At 32.4% G+C, this 15,872-nt stretch carries 25 protein-coding genes; 22 read left to right on the forward strand and 3 right to left on the reverse strand.

The window, feature by feature from the left end:
• Positions 1-150 precede the first annotated feature (150 nt).
• Genes NSB25_RS27925 through NSB25_RS27940 form a run of 4 tightly spaced genes read left to right on the forward strand, consistent with a single transcriptional unit; the run spans position 151 to position 2,392 of the window.
• Positions 151-1,512, forward strand: coding sequence for a DUF262 domain-containing protein (locus NSB25_RS27925; protein ID WP_103242511.1), 1,362 nt, complete (start codon positions 151-153; stop codon positions 1,510-1,512).
• Between the two features lie 19 nt (positions 1,513-1,531).
• Positions 1,532-1,810, forward strand: a complete 279-nt coding sequence (locus NSB25_RS27930) for a hypothetical protein (RefSeq protein WP_103242512.1) — start codon at positions 1,532-1,534, stop codon at positions 1,808-1,810.
• A gap of 17 nt (positions 1,811-1,827) precedes the next feature.
• Complete coding sequence (locus tag NSB25_RS27935; RefSeq protein ID WP_103242513.1) at positions 1,828-2,079, forward strand: hypothetical protein; 252 nt, start codon at positions 1,828-1,830, stop codon at positions 2,077-2,079.
• Between the two features lie 10 nt (positions 2,080-2,089).
• Positions 2,090-2,392, forward strand: a complete 303-nt coding sequence (locus NSB25_RS27940) for a hypothetical protein (protein WP_103242514.1) — start codon at positions 2,090-2,092, stop codon at positions 2,390-2,392.
• Positions 2,393-2,765: 373 nt separating this feature from the next.
• Here NSB25_RS27940 and NSB25_RS27945 read toward each other — a convergent pair whose 3' ends face one another.
• A complete protein-coding gene (locus NSB25_RS27945; protein WP_103242515.1) occupies positions 2,766-3,593 on the reverse strand; it encodes a DUF4393 domain-containing protein in 828 nt (275 codons plus the stop codon).
• Between the two features lie 80 nt (positions 3,594-3,673).
• Here NSB25_RS27945 and NSB25_RS27950 point away from each other — a divergent pair, with 80 nt between their 5' ends.
• The 3 genes from NSB25_RS27950 to NSB25_RS27960 all read left to right on the forward strand — a co-directional run bounded on the left by NSB25_RS27950 (position 3,674) and on the right by NSB25_RS27960 (position 4,341).
• Positions 3,674-3,877, forward strand: a complete 204-nt coding sequence (locus NSB25_RS27950) for a hypothetical protein (RefSeq protein ID WP_103242516.1) — start codon at positions 3,674-3,676, stop codon at positions 3,875-3,877.
• A 66-nt stretch (positions 3,878-3,943) separates the two neighbouring features.
• Positions 3,944-4,081, forward strand: a complete 138-nt coding sequence (locus tag NSB25_RS27955; RefSeq protein ID WP_172455312.1) for a hypothetical protein — start codon at positions 3,944-3,946, stop codon at positions 4,079-4,081.
• Between the two features lie 14 nt (positions 4,082-4,095).
• On the forward strand, positions 4,096-4,341 hold the full coding sequence (locus NSB25_RS27960; protein ID WP_257479352.1) for a hypothetical protein: 246 nt from the start codon (positions 4,096-4,098) through the stop codon (positions 4,339-4,341).
• 198 nt (positions 4,342-4,539) lie between these two features.
• Here the strand turns inward: NSB25_RS27960 and NSB25_RS27965 are convergent, their stop codons facing one another.
• Positions 4,540-4,668 (reverse strand): hypothetical protein, encoded by a 129-nt coding sequence (locus NSB25_RS27965; RefSeq protein ID WP_257479353.1) that lies wholly within the window; start codon positions 4,666-4,668, stop codon positions 4,540-4,542.
• Positions 4,669-4,812: 144 nt separating this feature from the next.
• Between NSB25_RS27965 and NSB25_RS27970 the strand changes: the two genes are divergently transcribed.
• The 3 genes from NSB25_RS27970 (at position 4,813) to NSB25_RS27980 (ending at position 6,694) form a co-directional block, all read left to right on the forward strand.
• Positions 4,813-4,965, forward strand: coding sequence for a hypothetical protein (locus NSB25_RS27970; protein ID WP_172455313.1), 153 nt, complete (start codon positions 4,813-4,815; stop codon positions 4,963-4,965).
• Between the two features lie 99 nt (positions 4,966-5,064).
• Positions 5,065-5,940: a DNA cytosine methyltransferase gene (locus NSB25_RS27975; RefSeq protein ID WP_242982631.1), complete on the forward strand. Its 876-nt coding sequence runs from the start codon at positions 5,065-5,067 to the stop codon at positions 5,938-5,940.
• Between the two features lie 37 nt (positions 5,941-5,977).
• A complete protein-coding gene (locus NSB25_RS27980) occupies positions 5,978-6,694 on the forward strand; it encodes a hypothetical protein (protein WP_103242517.1) in 717 nt (238 codons plus the stop codon).
• Between the two features lie 75 nt (positions 6,695-6,769).
• On the opposite strand, the gene NSB25_RS27985 is transcribed toward NSB25_RS27980, so the two are convergent.
• The gene (locus NSB25_RS27985) at positions 6,770-6,973 is read right to left on the reverse strand and encodes a hypothetical protein (protein WP_103242518.1); all 204 of its coding nucleotides are present in this window, start codon (positions 6,971-6,973) and stop codon (positions 6,770-6,772) included.
• An 80-nt stretch (positions 6,974-7,053) separates the two neighbouring features.
• On the opposite strand from NSB25_RS27985, the gene NSB25_RS27990 reads away from it, so the two are divergent.
• The 12 genes from NSB25_RS27990 (at position 7,054) to NSB25_RS28045 (ending at position 15,762) form a co-directional block, all read left to right on the forward strand.
• Positions 7,054-7,176: a hypothetical protein gene (locus tag NSB25_RS27990; RefSeq protein WP_257479354.1), complete on the forward strand. Its 123-nt coding sequence runs from the start codon at positions 7,054-7,056 to the stop codon at positions 7,174-7,176.
• A 364-nt stretch (positions 7,177-7,540) separates the two neighbouring features.
• Entirely contained in the window at positions 7,541-8,824 is a 1,284-nt protein-coding gene (gene iscB / locus NSB25_RS27995; RefSeq protein ID WP_103242519.1) for an RNA-guided endonuclease IscB, read from the forward strand.
• Between the two features lie 19 nt (positions 8,825-8,843).
• Entirely contained in the window at positions 8,844-9,098 is a 255-nt protein-coding gene (locus tag NSB25_RS28000; protein ID WP_146040210.1) for a hypothetical protein, read from the forward strand.
• A 10-nt stretch (positions 9,099-9,108) separates the two neighbouring features.
• Complete coding sequence (locus NSB25_RS28005) at positions 9,109-9,330, forward strand: hypothetical protein (RefSeq protein WP_103242520.1); 222 nt, start codon at positions 9,109-9,111, stop codon at positions 9,328-9,330.
• Between the two features lie 56 nt (positions 9,331-9,386).
• Complete coding sequence (locus NSB25_RS28010; RefSeq protein WP_103242521.1) at positions 9,387-9,746, forward strand: hypothetical protein; 360 nt, start codon at positions 9,387-9,389, stop codon at positions 9,744-9,746.
• An 11-nt stretch (positions 9,747-9,757) separates the two neighbouring features.
• Positions 9,758-10,030 carry a hypothetical protein gene (locus NSB25_RS28015; protein ID WP_103242522.1) on the forward strand — a complete coding sequence of 91 codons (273 nt, stop codon included), beginning with the start codon at positions 9,758-9,760 and terminating at the stop codon, positions 10,028-10,030.
• Positions 10,031-10,340: 310 nt separating this feature from the next.
• Complete coding sequence (locus NSB25_RS28020; RefSeq protein ID WP_103242523.1) at positions 10,341-11,684, forward strand: RNA ligase family protein; 1,344 nt, start codon at positions 10,341-10,343, stop codon at positions 11,682-11,684.
• Positions 11,685-11,812: 128 nt separating this feature from the next.
• Positions 11,813-12,541, forward strand: coding sequence for an ABC transporter permease (locus NSB25_RS28025; protein ID WP_103242524.1), 729 nt, complete (start codon positions 11,813-11,815; stop codon positions 12,539-12,541).
• Positions 12,525-13,136 (forward strand): ABC transporter ATP-binding protein, encoded by a 612-nt coding sequence (locus NSB25_RS28030; protein WP_103242525.1) that lies wholly within the window; start codon positions 12,525-12,527, stop codon positions 13,134-13,136. Before NSB25_RS28025 ends, NSB25_RS28030 begins: the two co-directional genes overlap by 17 nt.
• A gap of 10 nt (positions 13,137-13,146) precedes the next feature.
• A complete protein-coding gene (locus NSB25_RS28035; protein ID WP_103242526.1) occupies positions 13,147-13,686 on the forward strand; it encodes a hypothetical protein in 540 nt (179 codons plus the stop codon).
• Positions 13,686-14,423, forward strand: coding sequence for a hypothetical protein (locus NSB25_RS28040; RefSeq protein ID WP_103242527.1), 738 nt, complete (start codon positions 13,686-13,688; stop codon positions 14,421-14,423). The genes NSB25_RS28035 and NSB25_RS28040 overlap by 1 nt, the downstream gene beginning before the upstream one ends.
• A gap of 13 nt (positions 14,424-14,436) precedes the next feature.
• Positions 14,437-15,762: an ABC transporter substrate-binding protein gene (locus tag NSB25_RS28045; protein WP_103242528.1), complete on the forward strand. Its 1,326-nt coding sequence runs from the start codon at positions 14,437-14,439 to the stop codon at positions 15,760-15,762.
• Positions 15,763-15,872: the final 110 nt, after the last annotated feature.

Below are 15,872 nucleotides of genomic sequence, written 5' to 3' on the forward strand. Positions count from 1 at the left end.
CAAGGGCGCGAAGCGCCGCATTTTTTGACTGGTTTGTCAAGTGTTTTTGAGAAAAAAGTGGGTGATTTTTGAAAAATAGGTTCTGAAAGCACCATGAAATAAGGGCTGAAGATTCCGAGAAGTTATAAGAATGACAAGGAGGAATTTGAAATGGCAAGACCTAGAAAACAAACTTATACTTTGGATATGTATTTAAAAAAGAATCGGAAGGGTGATATTGATAATAATGCAGATGTTCAGAGAAATTTTGTATGGAATAATGAGCAGATCAACGAGTTGATTGTCACAGTGCTGACAGATGATTATATTCCTCCCATCATTCTTGGCGAAGAAGAAAGTTCAAAATTACATATTGTTGATGGTGGATGTAGAACTGCAGCTTTAATAAAATTTAAATATGGAAATCATAAGATAACATCTTCTGTTGAAAACTCTTTAATTCCCTATAAGAAGAAAATTACATATGAAGATGCTGTGTTTGACATAAAAAATAAAACCTATGAAAAACTTCCAGAAGAATTAAAGGAGAAATTTGATGAATATCAGATTGAGACGGTTATTCATGAAGCGTGTGATAGTTCCATAATTTCTAAATATATTAAGAGATATAATAATCATGTAGCTATGAATACTGATCAAAAGGCATTTACATACATTGATAAATTTGCAGGCCGGATTCGTAAGATTCTGGATAGTAAATTTTTTGTGGAATGTAATAACTATTCAGAAAAAGACAAAAATAAGGGTGTTATTGAGAGAATTGTTGTAGAAGCTTTGATGTGTACGAATCACTTTGATAATTGGAAAGCACAAGCAAAAGCAGGATGTAAATATCTTAATGACCATGCAAAGGAAGAAGAATTTGAAAGATTCACAGATAATCTACATAGACTTGAAAATATTATAACTGATGATATTAAGGATATTTTCAATAAAAAGGATTCATTTATATTTCTGACGTTATTTGATAAGTTCGCAAAATCTGAAATAGATGATGAAAAGTTTGCCGAATTTCTAAGAGAATTTCAAAGAAACCTGAGGATGACCAAAAGAAATGATAAGGAATTGTTGTTTGACGAAATAGATAAGGATGCAAGCACTAAGGACAAGCAGATTATATCTGATAAGTTAGAGATGCTTGAAAAAATTATGTTTGAGTTTTTACATATTGATAATACTGATGTTGAATATGGCAACATGGAAGAACTTATTGCTGATGTTCTTGATATGGAGGTTGAAGAGTTTCGTGATGACATGAAATTTTTCAATGGTACATTAGATAAACTGTTAGATAATACAGTCAAAGATGGGTCTAAATTATTAGATAGGCAAAATCGTTTATCGTTATTATCAATGATGGTTTATTCATATAAGGAAGATAGAGACTTAGACAATTGGATGGAGAATTACGCAAGAAATAATAATACATATTATGTTGATCAGAAAAAGAATTTTTTACATATGAAAGAAGATTTTGATCAGTATTATAGAGATAATATGAAAAGCGCATAAAGAAGGAGGTACCATATAAATGAATGAGTTTGCAATAGAGTGGATAAAAGGCGGTGAGTATGCAGGTGTTACAATTCCATCAGGAACGGCGTTAAAATCAAAATTACTTCGGCTGGCAAAAGAAAACCCAGGTGAAGTAAAGATTATAGCAGAAAATAAAGATGGTTCTATGTTTGCACATATTCCGGTGAGATACATAAAAATTAGTCCGCCAAAGAAAATGTCTGAGGAACAAAAAGAAGCCGCAAGTGAAAGATTTAAAAAGATGTGGAAAGATAAGCAGGGAAAGGAAGCTTAAGTAGGAGGAAACGAAAAATGAGATATATTAGCGATGATAACAAGGTATTTAACACTGAGCAAGAATGCTGTGAGTATGAACAAAATATGAAAAGCCAAAGGATTCAGAAAGAACAGTTAGAAAGGGAACGTCAGGATAAATTATGTGATATTAATAAGAAATATGAAGAGTTACAAAAGCTACTTTCTGAATATGAGAAGGATTATGGCGTAAAACAAATGCCATATGTTGCACCGTTTTATGAAATTTTAGATATGTTGTGTGGATAGAGAGGTGAATATGGCCGATATTATCAATTTTCAGGCATACGTAAACGCCAATGATAAAGAAAAGAAGAGGATAAAGAAAATTTTGATGCTTTCTACTAAAAAAGATTACATATTAGGATTATTACATAATTTAAACAATAGCATTGAAATTTCTTTGATAACGAAAAATTTTACCGAGTTGAATCAAGTTATTTCCAGAGAAAATACTATTGGAAATGATTTGCTTGATATTATTATTGCTGCTATCGAACAATATGGAGAGGACATTCAGCATGAAATAGTTAATTTAGAAAATGCAAATTGCGTAATTTGAAAAGCAACACTTCATCGGAGAGTTTTTTGAAAAGTAAAGGAGAAGAATAGTATGAGTTATGGAAGATGTATTATTTTTGGAGAGAAGAAGTGTAAGAAAACTCTACCAATGTCGCTAAACGAGTTGGAAAGCGCAGTGTTAGAAATTACTAAGAAGTAGAATTACATATCGAATTGTGGATTAAGTGCTGAGGTTACTGCACTTGCATTTAGGAGTTACAGGAACAGAAAAGAGAATTGTTGGAACTGATGCACAGGAGGCAAAACAGGATTTATATTATAGAAAAGGAATGCTTGAATAGCAAGAGAACTAACATTTAATTGACAATCAGTAGTTTGTTTTGAGTAAATAAACTACTGATTGCAAGCTTGTATTAAGATATATCAAGACAAATATTACGAAACGATTTTCCATAATCAGTAAGATTTAAATAATAAGAATTTTCTTCATATTTCCAAGATGAATCAACCAAATATTTCTTGAGTTGAGTTACCATATTTGTATAAGTGGGGGATGTTTTTAACTGTTCGCCAATAGAAGTATCAAGACGAAAACGTTCTTGTATTAATCTTAATCTCAATAAGTTATCAATGGATATCTTAACCATATTTGGAGAAAAATATGTTATATGTGTGACACCTTCAAAACCTAATTTTTCAATAGGGGTTTCTAAGGGGGATGTAAATTTGGATAAATCCTGCTTGTTCTGATATTTGCAACAATAAATATTCGCAACTTGAAAAGACTTATTTATGGCTATTTCTTCATAAACACGAGTATCCGTAGGAGACATTTGTTTAATGATTTCTACAAACGAGGGATGTACCTGATCTTTTGTATCAGAGTTCATGGCTTTAGCAAGTAAATTAGCGTAGAGATTTCGTAATGCTTCACTATTCATAGAATATGATATTGCTTGAATTGCGGGAACAGCTACATAGGCTTCAGGTTCCACAATTTTATCAGGATCAACATTTTCGAGTTTCTTTTCAAGAAGTTTTTTGGTTTCATCTATTGCGTATTCCTTATTAAGAATCCATCTATCAAGACCAGAAAATGCAGCATTAATGGCACGAGGAATACGGGAAACAAACTTACCTACTTCTTGAACAGTAGGTTGTAAAGCATCTTCATAGAGAGTTGGGGCGGTTTTTAATGTGTCTCCAATAGCATCTGTTAGTTTATCAATTCCATCTGACATAAAATCACAACCTTTCGATAAGATTTGGCAATATTATACTACACATATGGAAGATTGAAAAGCAAAAGGAGAAATATATTTTGGGAATTATATTTGTGTGTTTAAAAAATAAAAAAGCAAAAGTAAGGGCGGTAGGGAAAACACTTGAATTGTTGACACTGCTTGTAGCAATAAGTAAGTGTTTGATTGAAAGGTTATCAAAAGAGAAGGGTGTGAGTTTGGAGGAGGCGGAAGATATAGTGATTGATTGTATTAAAGATGGAATGAAAACAATAGAAGAATAGTGGCAAATATTGGAGGAGTGAAAGGCTTGCCACGACTGTTTTTAGAGAATATATTGGAGGCATATAATGAAAATAATCGATTGGGAAAGAAAAGGTAATGTTGTAAGGTTTGCATTAGGGAAAGATGGTCTTGATGATTGGGATGGGGATGATTGGTACAAAACGCCATATGAACACATGCTATCTTTATGCCATGGAGAGTAGAAGAATATGTAGATGTGGCGTTTGGTTATGGTGTTTCTGTTCTGGAAGCACAGGATGATTGGCATTATCACGGGAATAGTCCGTTTTGTATGAATGACTTTAAAGATAGAAAAGCTCCTATGTTAGTAATTGATATAACAGGAGAAGAAAGATACTATTCTTTAGCAGCGAATAAAGAAGATGTATATGGGATATTTATGGGAGACAGGTTTGAAGATACACTGTGGGAAGAATTGGGCGGAGTTGTAATGACACGATGAAAATTCATTTTATGTTAAGTGGTGTAGATGCAAAAAACAATAATTACAACAAAAAAGTTAACAGTAGATATTGATACCATAAATTTAAAATTTGGTTTTTTTAATATTGAAAATAAAAAAATTTGTGTTTTTCTTGGAATATTACAAATTTACTATTATAGGTAAAATATTACATGAAAATTTGATTTTAGGTATTACTTATTTCTTTTTAGTTTGTGCTAATGCACTTCCAGCGACAGATTTAGAATCGTCACTAAACCGTTTATCTCTAAGAATCCTAGATGCTTTTTTGGCGACTTTCTTAGAAGTTTGCTTTCTGTTTGGCATAGTGTAACCTCCTTTCTCATAATAAAATACCTCCCAACTATTGCATAGAACATTAGTTCTTGCACAATATATAGTAGTATATGAGCGTGAGAAAGTCAATAAAGATTTTATAAAAATAGTTAAATGTTTATAAAGGAGAAGCAGATGAGCAGATCAATTCAGTTAGATTCAGATGGTAATGACATCACATGTATGAAACAATTTGATGCTTTGAAATATCCATGTAGAGAATGTGACAGAGAGGATTGTGAAGAAAGAGAAATATATGAAAAGAAAATGTATTCTCAAATGAATTAGTCAAATGAGATAGTAGCCACAGGTTCATGGCTAATATACTCTAATTTTGGCTATATAAATGGTAGAAATACCAATGAATTTAAATCTTTCAAGAGGAGAGTGATAAATATAAGAATTACGGCAAAAAGTTATTTTAGTGGTGCAGGTGGGATGGATCTTGGTCTTACACAGGCTGGTATAGATGTAATAGAATCATTTGAAATTGATGAAAAGTGTTGTAAAACCTTGAAAAAGAATTTTAATCACAAGGTCAATCAAACGGATATTACAACAATTACAGTTTTGGATCAGCCGGAAGCAGATATTTATGTAGGTACATTTCCGTGTACTCGTTATTCAACAGCAGCAGATATTAGTAAAACAAGAACAGGAGATGATTTGTTTCTTCATTTCTTTAGACATATAGCATTGGCAAAACCAGAAATGTACATAGTAGAAAATGTTCCTGGGATGAAAATTTTTCCTGTTGTTATGGAAGCATTAACAAAACTTCCAGATTATTATGTGAGAGTAGAATGTCCTGTGAATGCAAATATGTGGCTACCACAGGAGCGAAAGAGATTGATTGTAATTGGTACGAAGAAACCATTTAATAATTTTGAATATTCTAATTCAAAGCCAATTTCTCTTAAAGATATTGTAGAAAAAGATGCATACATTGAAATTCCGCAATATGTTCTAAATAGAATTAATGGTAAATATCGGGATAAACCAATCGTTTCAGATCCAGATAATGATGATAAAGCCCCTACATGCGTTGCGCATTATGCAAAGGATGTTGGAACAAGGTTGATAAAAGATGGAAAAAGGATAAGACCATATACAGTCAAAGAATATGCAAGACTACAAGGTTTTCCTGATTGGTTTTGGTTTTCAGGGACAGACCGAGATGCTTATAGACAAATAGGGAATGCGGTTGCAGTTCCTATGGCAGAATGGATAGGTAGACAAGCTGTGAAATATTTTAATAAGTAATTAAAACCACGTTTCAAATAGAAAAAGGAGGAGTTTAATGATGATAAGTAAATGGGATATGAAAAACTATATAAAGAAAAATCCAGATAAATTTCCCTATGTATATAGAGAAGAGGAAGATGGATTATATGATAAAGAAACTGGTGAATATTTATCATCATTAGACCATTTTCTTGAATTATATCGTAAAAATTCTGGTGAATCATTTGAAAGTGTGTACTATGACGATGTTGGTCTGCAGGATTTTGTTAGATGTACAGAATGTGGGACTGTAATATTTGCGTCTGAAGATGATTCATATGATCCGAATTTGAAATGTCCAACTTGTACTGGGTACAAAACGTATTTTGAATATTGGACAAAAGAGGAAATCAATTCAGATCTACAAAAGCAATTAGAAATAAGCCGTTTAGAAGAAATGACAAAAATGCAAGTTGAACAGAATAAGAGAATGAAAAGAAGGAACGGTAAATATGATTGGCAAATTGGAAGTAAGAAATTTAGATTTAAGAGATATTCGATATCTTTTGAATTAGAGTGTGATGATGCCACAGTATCATATTTAAAAGGTTTGCGATTAAATGTGAATATTTGGGAAAAAGAAAAGCTGGATGATATATGCAGTTATTGGCTGATAGGATTTACCCTTCCTCTCAGTTGGCATCAGTTTTATATCCAATTTATATATCGTCATTTAGAAAAATGTCATCCATCTATAAGAAGTAAATGGTATATAGGGAAGGCAAGGGATTAACATGAAATCTGCGATTCATCAATACTGATAAAAATGACATCCCACCATAGGGGATGGGATGTCTAAGGATAAAAGTTATCCAATTTTCTTTTTGCCTTTTACAACAGTAAAATTCTGTTTAGATAAATCTTTGTTATACTCTCTTACAGCAATATCGGCAACACGTTCCGCAAATTTGCGATGATGCTCATCCCAACCACCATCTTCTTTGATGATATGTTGTTGTGCAGCAGCACCATAAATTATGCGACCATCTGGCATTTTTGATGACAATGACATTAATATCACCTCCATATAAATTGTGAGAGATATTGTAGCACAGGCATTTTGGAAATTCAATGAGTTTGGAGAAAGTTTATATGAATTTAATGAATAGTAGTATTTTGGGTGCTTATACAGGAATTCCAATAATGGTTGTTCCTGACAGCGAAAGACAAAATGGGACACATAAGAAAAAGAGAATAAATAAGAAGTGGGCTTAAGAGATATGGATATAGAACATATAACTATATTGAAGATGAAAAGGTTATTATGATGAATGGAAGTATGTATGTGAATCCAAGAACTTATTATAAGTTAAAATCGCTTGAAGTGTATACTTGAATCTTGCATTTCAAAGGGATTTTGCGTAGTAATACGCACCTCGTAAGAGGTCTTTGAATAGCCTAAGTCTTAATTGACTACGTTGTTTTAGTTATCACACCATAGAATGATTCCCTAGTTCTATGCAACTGTGTAGGCTCTGTAAAAGTCTTGAAAATCACGAGACGGTCAACCTAGTATTGGTCGAATAACAAGCTATTACAACATTGGCGAAGGGAAACAACTCTGAAAGGAGGATGAAACTTGAGAGTATTCGTCAAAAATATAAGAGGTGAGGCTTTAATGCCTTGTTCTCAAAGAAAAGCAAGATTTCTGTTAAAAGAAGATAAAGCAAGAATTATTGGATATAAACCATTTGCAATTCAATTAATTGTACCCGCTGGTGAATCAACACAGGAAATACATCTTGGTGTTGATACTGGTGCAAAATATATTGGCATTGCTGCTACGAGTGAAAACAAAGTATTGGCAAAAGGAGAAATTGAATTAAGAGATGATATCCATAAAAATATGCAAACACGCTCAGAATTAAGAAGAACAAGAAGAAACCGTAATCTGCGATATAGACAATTACGTTTCTTAAACAGAAAAAGAAAATATGGGTGGTTGCCACCAACAGTTCAAAGTAAATTGGATGCAACTTTTAGATGGATAGATAAATTTTGCGATTTATTACCAAATCCTGTTTTACATATTGAAGTTGGTAAGTTTGATATTCAAAAAATAATGAATCCTGATATTGCAAATGAAGAATATCAAAATGGACAATGTGCTGGTTATTATGATGTAAGATATTTTGTTTTTGCAAGAGACAATTACACTTGTCAAGTTTGTAAAAAGCAAAACAAAATCTTAAATACTCATCATCTTGTATATAAATCCAAAGGTGGTAGTGATAGAGCAGATAATTTGATTACTGTTTGTACAGATTGTCATTCTTCAGAAAATCATAAAGAAGGTGGTATTCTCTATAATTGGATGATTAAGCATAAGAAGGTTAAGCAATATAAAGAAGCTTCATTTATGAATATTATAAGAAAAAGAACATTTCAAAAATATTCAAATGCAGTCATTACTTATGGATCAAAGACTTCACCATATAGAAAAGAACTTGGATTAGATAAAACACATTATAATGATGCTATTGCTATTTCTAAGATAGAAAATATTAAGGAGAACACACAAGATTATTTTTATATCAAACAGTTTAGAAAGAAGAAAAGGTCTTTGCATGAAAGTATTCCGACAAGAGGCAGACGTAAAGGAAAGAATGTAAATGCAGAGAGAAGAAATAAAAATTCTCCATGTAGAGCAGGGTGGTTTATGAATGATATGGTATCTTTTCAAAATATAATTGGATGGATATATGGGTTTTCTGGTGGCGAATCTGGAAAAGAATGTGTTTTAAGAGATATAAACGGGAAAATTATTAAAGACAGTAAAAGGTCAAAAAATAATCCAAATGTAAAATTTTCTGATTTGAAATTTATATGTCATAACAATAATTGGCAGTATCAAATTGTTTAGTTGGAGAACAGGAGGAAATATGGATAGTAGAAACGGAATAGAACATAAATGTCCCTATTGTGGATATGAGGTTGAATGGGATTGGAATCAACCAAGAGGAAATGAAATGGTAAAAGGCGATGAATCTTTTATTCGTATTAGAAGTGATGCAAGAGATACTTCTAATTTTGATACCGATAAACCAAGACCTGTAAGTTATGGTTCGTTAGATACAGAAAAAGTAATTTTACTTGGTTGTCCTAAATGTCATACTGTTTCGTTTCAAATTAGTTAAGGAGAATCTGATGTACATAGAGAATATTGTAATAGGTAATCCGATTGTAGATCCAGCATCAATGTTTGGGAAAGATGAAGATGATTGGAATAGCACAGAAAAAGAAAAAACATATTTTACAGAGGAAAGATTTCTTCCAAGAATATTGGTCAACATTGGTATTTATCCTTCTGTGAATGAGATAAGACGAAATAAACCTGAGTTGATGGTTACTTTGGATAAACTGTATTGATTGTTTAAAAGTAAGTAAGAAACGCAAAGTGTGGATTTTGGTAGGAGAATAAAAGTATGAGCATGGAAAGTAATTATTATGTAATAGCTGGTTATGACTTAACTGGTTATGAAACAGATAAATTTGATAAGTGGAGATGGACTGAGGAAGGAGAAAACTATATAAACAATCAGTGTAAAGGAGAAATCCAATTCTTTGATGATCCAATGAGTGGTTCATACTTATATTTTGGATATGTTTTGGCAGATGGAGATGAGTATGGTTTTGATACAGAAATGTTTGATGTGTCTGATATTGAACAATGTTCTGGAAAGGTGAAATCAGAATTAGTAAAACTTCAGGAGATGGGAATTATTACAAAAGATCCACATTTTAATCCTGTGTTCAAAATTATTGTATTTGAAGAATGTAGATGAGAGGAGGTAATATGGCAAAGATTTTATGTAAGAAAAAAATCTATGGATTTGAAAGAGATTGCGAAGACGAATTTGGAAAATACCATTGGTATTTCAGAGTTTACATATGTTTTTCGGCTAAAGGTATTAGTTATTCTGTAGAAACATCTGATTTCTTCACTAATCAGAGAAAATTAAAAAATTGTCTTGATGATACTTTAAAACATTTAGAGTTAGATAATCCAAGATATTACAGATTAAAGGATGAGGTGTTTAGAAAGGAATTACACAATCAGTTGTGGTAGAAATATAGAAGAATACACTGGTGATGATTTCGGTAGGCTACCAGACTTAGATGATGTGAACAATCAAGTTTCATGAGTAATAGGGATACGAACGAAACAATAGTTGCAATATCTGCCGCCATAGGCAACACCTCCTTCAGAAATAGTGAGTAAAAATGTCCCATGAATTATCACTATCTTCAATCGGATCTTTGTCTGGTATCTGCCAAGGGACAAAAGTAGTATATAACAACGGTATTATTAAGTCAATAAATTAAATAAAGAAAGGATAAAATCAGAAGTTCCTATAGGTGAAAAGTGCGCACAGCTTATGACGGTAAGCAAATTGGAACAGAACAGAGTTAATGGATATTGTGGATACATAACAACCATCAAGCAGCTTAGAAAACATAGTAATGCTGATAGATTACAGTGTGCAACAGTTTTTGGAAACAATGTAATTGTAGATTTGAGTTATATGGAAGGACAGAGAATAATTTATTTTCCTGTAGATGGGCAATTAAGCGAAGAGTTTGCATGTGATAATAATCTTGTACGTTTGAAAGATGAAAATGGCAATAATGTTGGGGGATATCTTGATCCTGATAAGAGAAATATTACGGCTCTAAAACTTAGAGGTGAGAAGTCAGACGGACTCGTATTACCAATCGAAGTGTTAAGCAAATATGTGGATGTAAAAACATTATCAGATGGTGATCAGATTGCTATGTTGGATGGACATGAAATTTGTAGAAAATATATACCACGTTCCAATCAAAGAAGGGGTAGAAGTGATTTTACTGGTAATAAAAATAGAAAAGAAGAAAAAGGAAAGGTTTTTTATCCATTCTTTGTAGAACATATAGATACTGCACAACTTGCGTATAACCAGAATGCTTTTAGAGAAGGAGATACATGTTACATAACACTTAAAATGCATGGCACATCTGCCAGAACTGCAAACGCTGTTGAAATTGTAAAAGAGAAGAGAAATTATATTTTGAAAAAAATCTTTAATATTAGGGATAAAGAAGTTAAGCGATTTGCTGTTGTTAGTGGAACAAGAAGAACTACACTAAGAAATTATGATGGTGGATATTATGGCAGCAATGCATTTAGGCAGAAATATCAAGACTTTTTCAAAGATAAACTTCCAAAAGGTGTAGAAGTATTTTATGAAATTGTTGGATACACAGAAGGTAATCGGACAATTATGGGAAGATGCTCAAATAAGCTCGTCAAGGACAAGGAATTTGAAAAACAGTATGGAAAGGAAACTGTATTCTCATATGGATGTGAGCCAGGAGAAAATGATATTTATGTATATCGCATGACAATGACAAATGAGGATGGGTTTGTAGTGGAACTTCCCTGGGAGCAGGTGCAGATTGAATGCGAAAAGTTGGGAGTTAAGTGTGTTCCTACTTTTGAGAAATTTGTCTTTACCACATGGGATGATCTGATGGAGAGAGTAGAGAAATATTATGATGGCACAGATCCGATTGGAAAGACTCACGTGAGAGAAGGTGTCGTAGTGAGAATAGATAATCGGGAAAGCTTTACAGCATATAAGCATAAGAATTTCAGTTTCAAGGTTCTTGAAGGAATTATTAAGGATAAAGCGGATGCTCCGGATATGGAAGAAGCAGAAGAATTAGTAGTTGAGAGTGTTTAACTCTCACCACGAATTCGAGATTTCAAGTCTAAAAATATACACATAAATTCAAAAAATCACAGTTCAAATGTAGAAATAGTAAGAAAGAGAGGTTGATTTAAATTAAGAAGATTGTAAAAAGGTTACTGTTGCTACTAAGTGTAATCTTAGTATGGAGTTTGTGCGCTCAAAATGTTAATCCATTGTTTGTTCCTGATCCGAAGATAGTATTCACAAACCTAATTGAAATGATTAAAAATGGTCAATTATTTATAGCAATTAGGTATTCATTTTTGAGAATTACAATAGCAACATTTTTATCAGGATTGATTGCATTTCCAATAGCATTATTAGTATATAACTCTAAAATTGCAAATGACATTATTAGCCCAGTGATAAGTATTATGAGATACATACCAGTTACAGCATTTTACCCATTGTTGATTATGTGGTTTGGGATTGATGAACTTATGAAAATCATATTTTTGTTTATTGCAACATTTGTGTATATGATGCCATCAGTAATTTTGTGTTTAGATGAGATTAATTCAGATCTTATTGATACTGGACTTACAATAGGAATGAATAAATTGCAGATAATTATGAGAGTGCAGATACCAGCAATTCTTCCGAGTTTAATGAGTACTTTCATTATGATGTATGGAATTGGATGGACATATATAGCAGTTACAGAAACAATAAATGCGAAATATGGTCTTGGATTTATTATTCAACAATCATCCTCCAGAGGAAGAACTGATTTAGTATTTATGGCGATTATCATGATTATGATCATAAGCGTATTATTTGATAATCTAACAAAGAAATTAGTAAAGAGAATATTTAAGTGGAGGTATCTGAATGATTGTACTGAATGATTTATATACAGGATATTCCAGAAATTCACCGTTATTAGAAGGTTTTAATTATCAGTTTAATAAGAAAATTTATGGGATTTTAGGTGAATCAGGATGTGGCAAAACCACTCTTTTAAGGACAATTGCTGGATTGGCAAAACCATTACAAGGAGAAGTAGTTATTAATGGTGCGAAAGAGAATAGACCAAATAAAAATGGGATTTATATGTTACACCAAAATTATACTTCGTTTGATTGGATGACATGCTTGGATAATGTGCTTATTGCAAAAAAGGTAAAAGGTAGAGTAACAGAAAAAGATAAAGATAATGCGTTAAAGATGCTTGAATTAGTAAAACTTGATGAGCATGTACATAAATATCCGAGACAATTATCTGGTGGAATGCGACAGAGATTAGCCTTAGCAAGAACACTATTTATGCAACCTCAGATAATTCTAATGGACGAGCCATTATCAGCATTAGACAGTGTTACAAGAGCAGAAATGCAGAAATTGATTATTAGGATGCAAAAAGGTATCAACAACACAATTATCATGGTTACACATAGCACAGATGAAGCAGAAAAAATGTGTGATGAAATAATAAAACTTTAGGAGGACAGATATGGGATTTTTAAAATCAATTGGAAAGGCATTTGTAGAAGAAGTACCAACAGAAAACAATAGAGTGGAAGAGGATTTTCAATCTTATGAAGAAGAAAATGTAGAAGTAGAACTTGATAGCGTAAATACAGATACGTTGATTGATGATATCTACGCTCAGAATGAATTGTATGATCAGTCGCAATCAATTTTTAAAGTTGAGGAGTTGATTAATTCTTTGCCAAAAGAAATGGTAACAGAAACTAAGAGAGCTTCTGTTCTTTCTATTCTTAGCAGCTTTGGTTTAGCTGCAACAGAAGTTACAGATGATGGTGAAAAAAGAATGGAAGTATTGGATAGTGTAAAAGAGAAAATCAATACAGAGTCCAAAGATTCAATTTCAAAAAAGGAGGAACATATTGAAGAATTTAAGAAAAATATTGCGAATTTAGAATCTGAAATTGCAAGTGAACAGAATGAGGTAAAGATTTCTAATGAAGCAATTTCTACCGAAATTGGTAGAATCAAAGAATTAGTCAAGTTTGTAGGAGGTACAAATTAGTGAGTTTAAATCAAATGATTGTTGGTATTGTAGTTATTGTCTTTGTAATAATGCTGATTCTATTTCCTGAGTTTAGAGCATTATTAAAAGGATTTACAAGACTTTTTATCAAAGATATGGCTACAACACCAGAAGGTGCTGAAGCAATTTATAGTGAGAAGATTGATCAGGCACAGGAAGCTTATAATAAAGCAGATAATGCTTTAAAAGTTGCGGCTGGTAAACTAAATACAGCAAAAAGAGATATGGAAAACCTCAAAACCAAATTATCAAAAGTAGAATCAGAATGTGAATCGCTTGTTAAAAATGGCAAGATTGAATTAGCACAGTTAAAGGCTGAGGAGAGAGAAGAAATATTAGCTGATATTAAACGGCATTCTGAATTAGTTAAGGCATATGAAGTTGCTGCAAACACAGCAAAAGAAGCACAGGAGATGTGTGAAAAGAATCTTCGGAAATTGAAAAGAGAAAGCAAAGAAGTAGTAGAGAACATGAAAGTAAAGAAACAGCTTAAAGAAGTCTATGATGATATGGATGAATTGAAGAATGTTACTGCTACAGATAAACTTCTTGAGTCAGTACGAGATAAGAATAAAGATTTGGATGCTGTTGTAGAAGGCTCTAAGGTTGTACATGACAATAAGATATCTACAAAGTTACAGAAAGCAGATGCAGAAGCTAAAAAATTGCAAAGTAATGATTATCTTGAATCATTGAAGAAAAAGTATAACAAATAAGGAGAGAAATTGAATGAGTACAAAAAGATTTAGATTAACGAAGACTGCAAAGATTATGATTTTTGTTTTAATTATTGCACTGTTAGGTGGTGGTGTATTTGCAGGAATAAAAACAGGACTTATTAAGATAAAAGACAAAACAAATAAAGAAGTAGTAACTACGGATAATAAGAATGATATTGAATTTGATAATGGAACAACAAACAATGATTTATCTGCAACAAGCAATACAGATGTACTGGATGATACAATTAATATTTCGTTAGATGAATGGATCGGTTGGAAGTCTATTATTGATGCAAATGGTGGTTTAACAACTCAGCCAGATTCCATTTATGGCAAACTTGGTATTGATGTAAATATTAACATTATTAACGATGCTACGCAGTCTAGCAATGCTTTGATTAAAGGCGACTTAAATGCTGCTGGATATACAATTAATAGAACTGCATTTTTATCTAGCAAGTTTGCGAATGCTAATAAAGAGGTTATTATGCCATATATTACAAACTATTCCAATGGTGGTGATGGAATTATTGCTAAATCTAATATCACGACTGTTAAGGATTTAGTAGGTGCTAAGATTGGTGTTCCTGAGTTTTCAGAGGCGCAGACGTTGGTTGTATGGTTTGTAAACAATTCTGATTTAACACAGTCTGAAAAAGAAGAAATTATTAATAATCTTATCCTATTCGCAACACCTGATGATGCAGCAAAGGCATTTTTTGCAGGACAGATTGAAGTAGCAGCTACATGGGAACCTTATTTGACACAGGCACAAAATATGACAGATGCACATGTTTTATTCAGCACAACAAGCTCTACAAACCTCGTAATGGACGGAATTTTATTTGATAAGAATTTTGCAGACGTACATTCTGATACTGTAGAAAAGTTTATTCAGGGTTCTCTTGAGGCAAATAAATTATATGATACAGAATTTAATGCAATCAGAGAAGTTATGCCTATGTTTAATACTGCATCCGACGAAGATATTATTGCTAACTGTGCATCTGCTAAATTGACTACATGGAAGGATAATAAAGATTTACTTAATGGAACAGCAAAAACTATTTATACAGACATGTGTGGAGTGTGGACTTCTATTGGAGAAGAAGTAAACATAAGCCTTTTGGATACATTATTCGATGATTCATATATTCAGAATATTTCTAATAACTTTAGCTCAACAGAAGTTTCCAATACTGAAACGGTAAGGGTAACTGAAGATAATAAGCAAACTATTGTTGAAACAGAAGCATTACTTGGAGGTTCTGCATCTGTAACATTCGTAAAGAATACTGCAAAGTTTGATGATTCTGCTAGTGTATTGACATGACGATATTTAACCTTACTACCGCCTTTTAAGAGGCGGCAGTAAAGCTGGGGTATAAAGACTTGAGCTTTATTCTGGCATCACCTGTCCTAAAATGCCAGTCAACCTTTGCT

It is taken from the genome of Acetatifactor muris (assembly GCF_024623325.1).
In the GTDB taxonomy this organism is placed as follows: Bacteria; Bacillota; Clostridia; order Lachnospirales; family Lachnospiraceae; genus Acetatifactor; species Acetatifactor muris.

Coding starts and splice junctions, on each gene's coding strand:
- NSB25_RS27925 (WP_103242511.1), top strand. CDS start 151: ATGGCAAGACCTAGAAAACAAACTTATACTTTGGATATGTATTTAAAA.
- NSB25_RS27930 (WP_103242512.1), top strand. CDS start 1,532: ATGAATGAGTTTGCAATAGAGTGGATAAAAGGCGGTGAGTATGCAGGT.
- NSB25_RS27935 (WP_103242513.1), top strand. CDS start 1,828: ATGAGATATATTAGCGATGATAACAAGGTATTTAACACTGAGCAAGAA.
- NSB25_RS27940 (WP_103242514.1), top strand. CDS start 2,090: ATGGCCGATATTATCAATTTTCAGGCATACGTAAACGCCAATGATAAA.
- NSB25_RS27945 (WP_103242515.1), bottom strand. CDS start 3,593: ATGTCAGATGGAATTGATAAACTAACAGATGCTATTGGAGACACATTA.
- NSB25_RS27955 (WP_172455312.1), top strand. CDS start 3,944: ATGAAAATAATCGATTGGGAAAGAAAAGGTAATGTTGTAAGGTTTGCA.
- NSB25_RS27965 (WP_257479353.1), bottom strand. CDS start 4,668: ATGCCAAACAGAAAGCAAACTTCTAAGAAAGTCGCCAAAAAAGCATCT.
- NSB25_RS27970 (WP_172455313.1), top strand. CDS start 4,813: ATGAGCAGATCAATTCAGTTAGATTCAGATGGTAATGACATCACATGT.
- NSB25_RS27980 (WP_103242517.1), top strand. CDS start 5,978: ATGATGATAAGTAAATGGGATATGAAAAACTATATAAAGAAAAATCCA.
- NSB25_RS27985 (WP_103242518.1), bottom strand. CDS start 6,973: ATGTCATTGTCATCAAAAATGCCAGATGGTCGCATAATTTATGGTGCT.
- NSB25_RS27990 (WP_257479354.1), top strand. CDS start 7,054: ATGAATTTAATGAATAGTAGTATTTTGGGTGCTTATACAGGAATTCCA.
- NSB25_RS28000 (WP_146040210.1), top strand. CDS start 8,844: ATGGATAGTAGAAACGGAATAGAACATAAATGTCCCTATTGTGGATAT.
- NSB25_RS28005 (WP_103242520.1), top strand. CDS start 9,109: ATGTACATAGAGAATATTGTAATAGGTAATCCGATTGTAGATCCAGCA.
- NSB25_RS28010 (WP_103242521.1), top strand. CDS start 9,387: ATGAGCATGGAAAGTAATTATTATGTAATAGCTGGTTATGACTTAACT.
- NSB25_RS28015 (WP_103242522.1), top strand. CDS start 9,758: ATGGCAAAGATTTTATGTAAGAAAAAAATCTATGGATTTGAAAGAGAT.
- NSB25_RS28020 (WP_103242523.1), top strand. CDS start 10,341: ATGACGGTAAGCAAATTGGAACAGAACAGAGTTAATGGATATTGTGGA.
- NSB25_RS28030 (WP_103242525.1), top strand. CDS start 12,525: ATGATTGTACTGAATGATTTATATACAGGATATTCCAGAAATTCACCG.
- NSB25_RS28035 (WP_103242526.1), top strand. CDS start 13,147: ATGGGATTTTTAAAATCAATTGGAAAGGCATTTGTAGAAGAAGTACCA.
- NSB25_RS28045 (WP_103242528.1), top strand. CDS start 14,437: ATGAGTACAAAAAGATTTAGATTAACGAAGACTGCAAAGATTATGATT.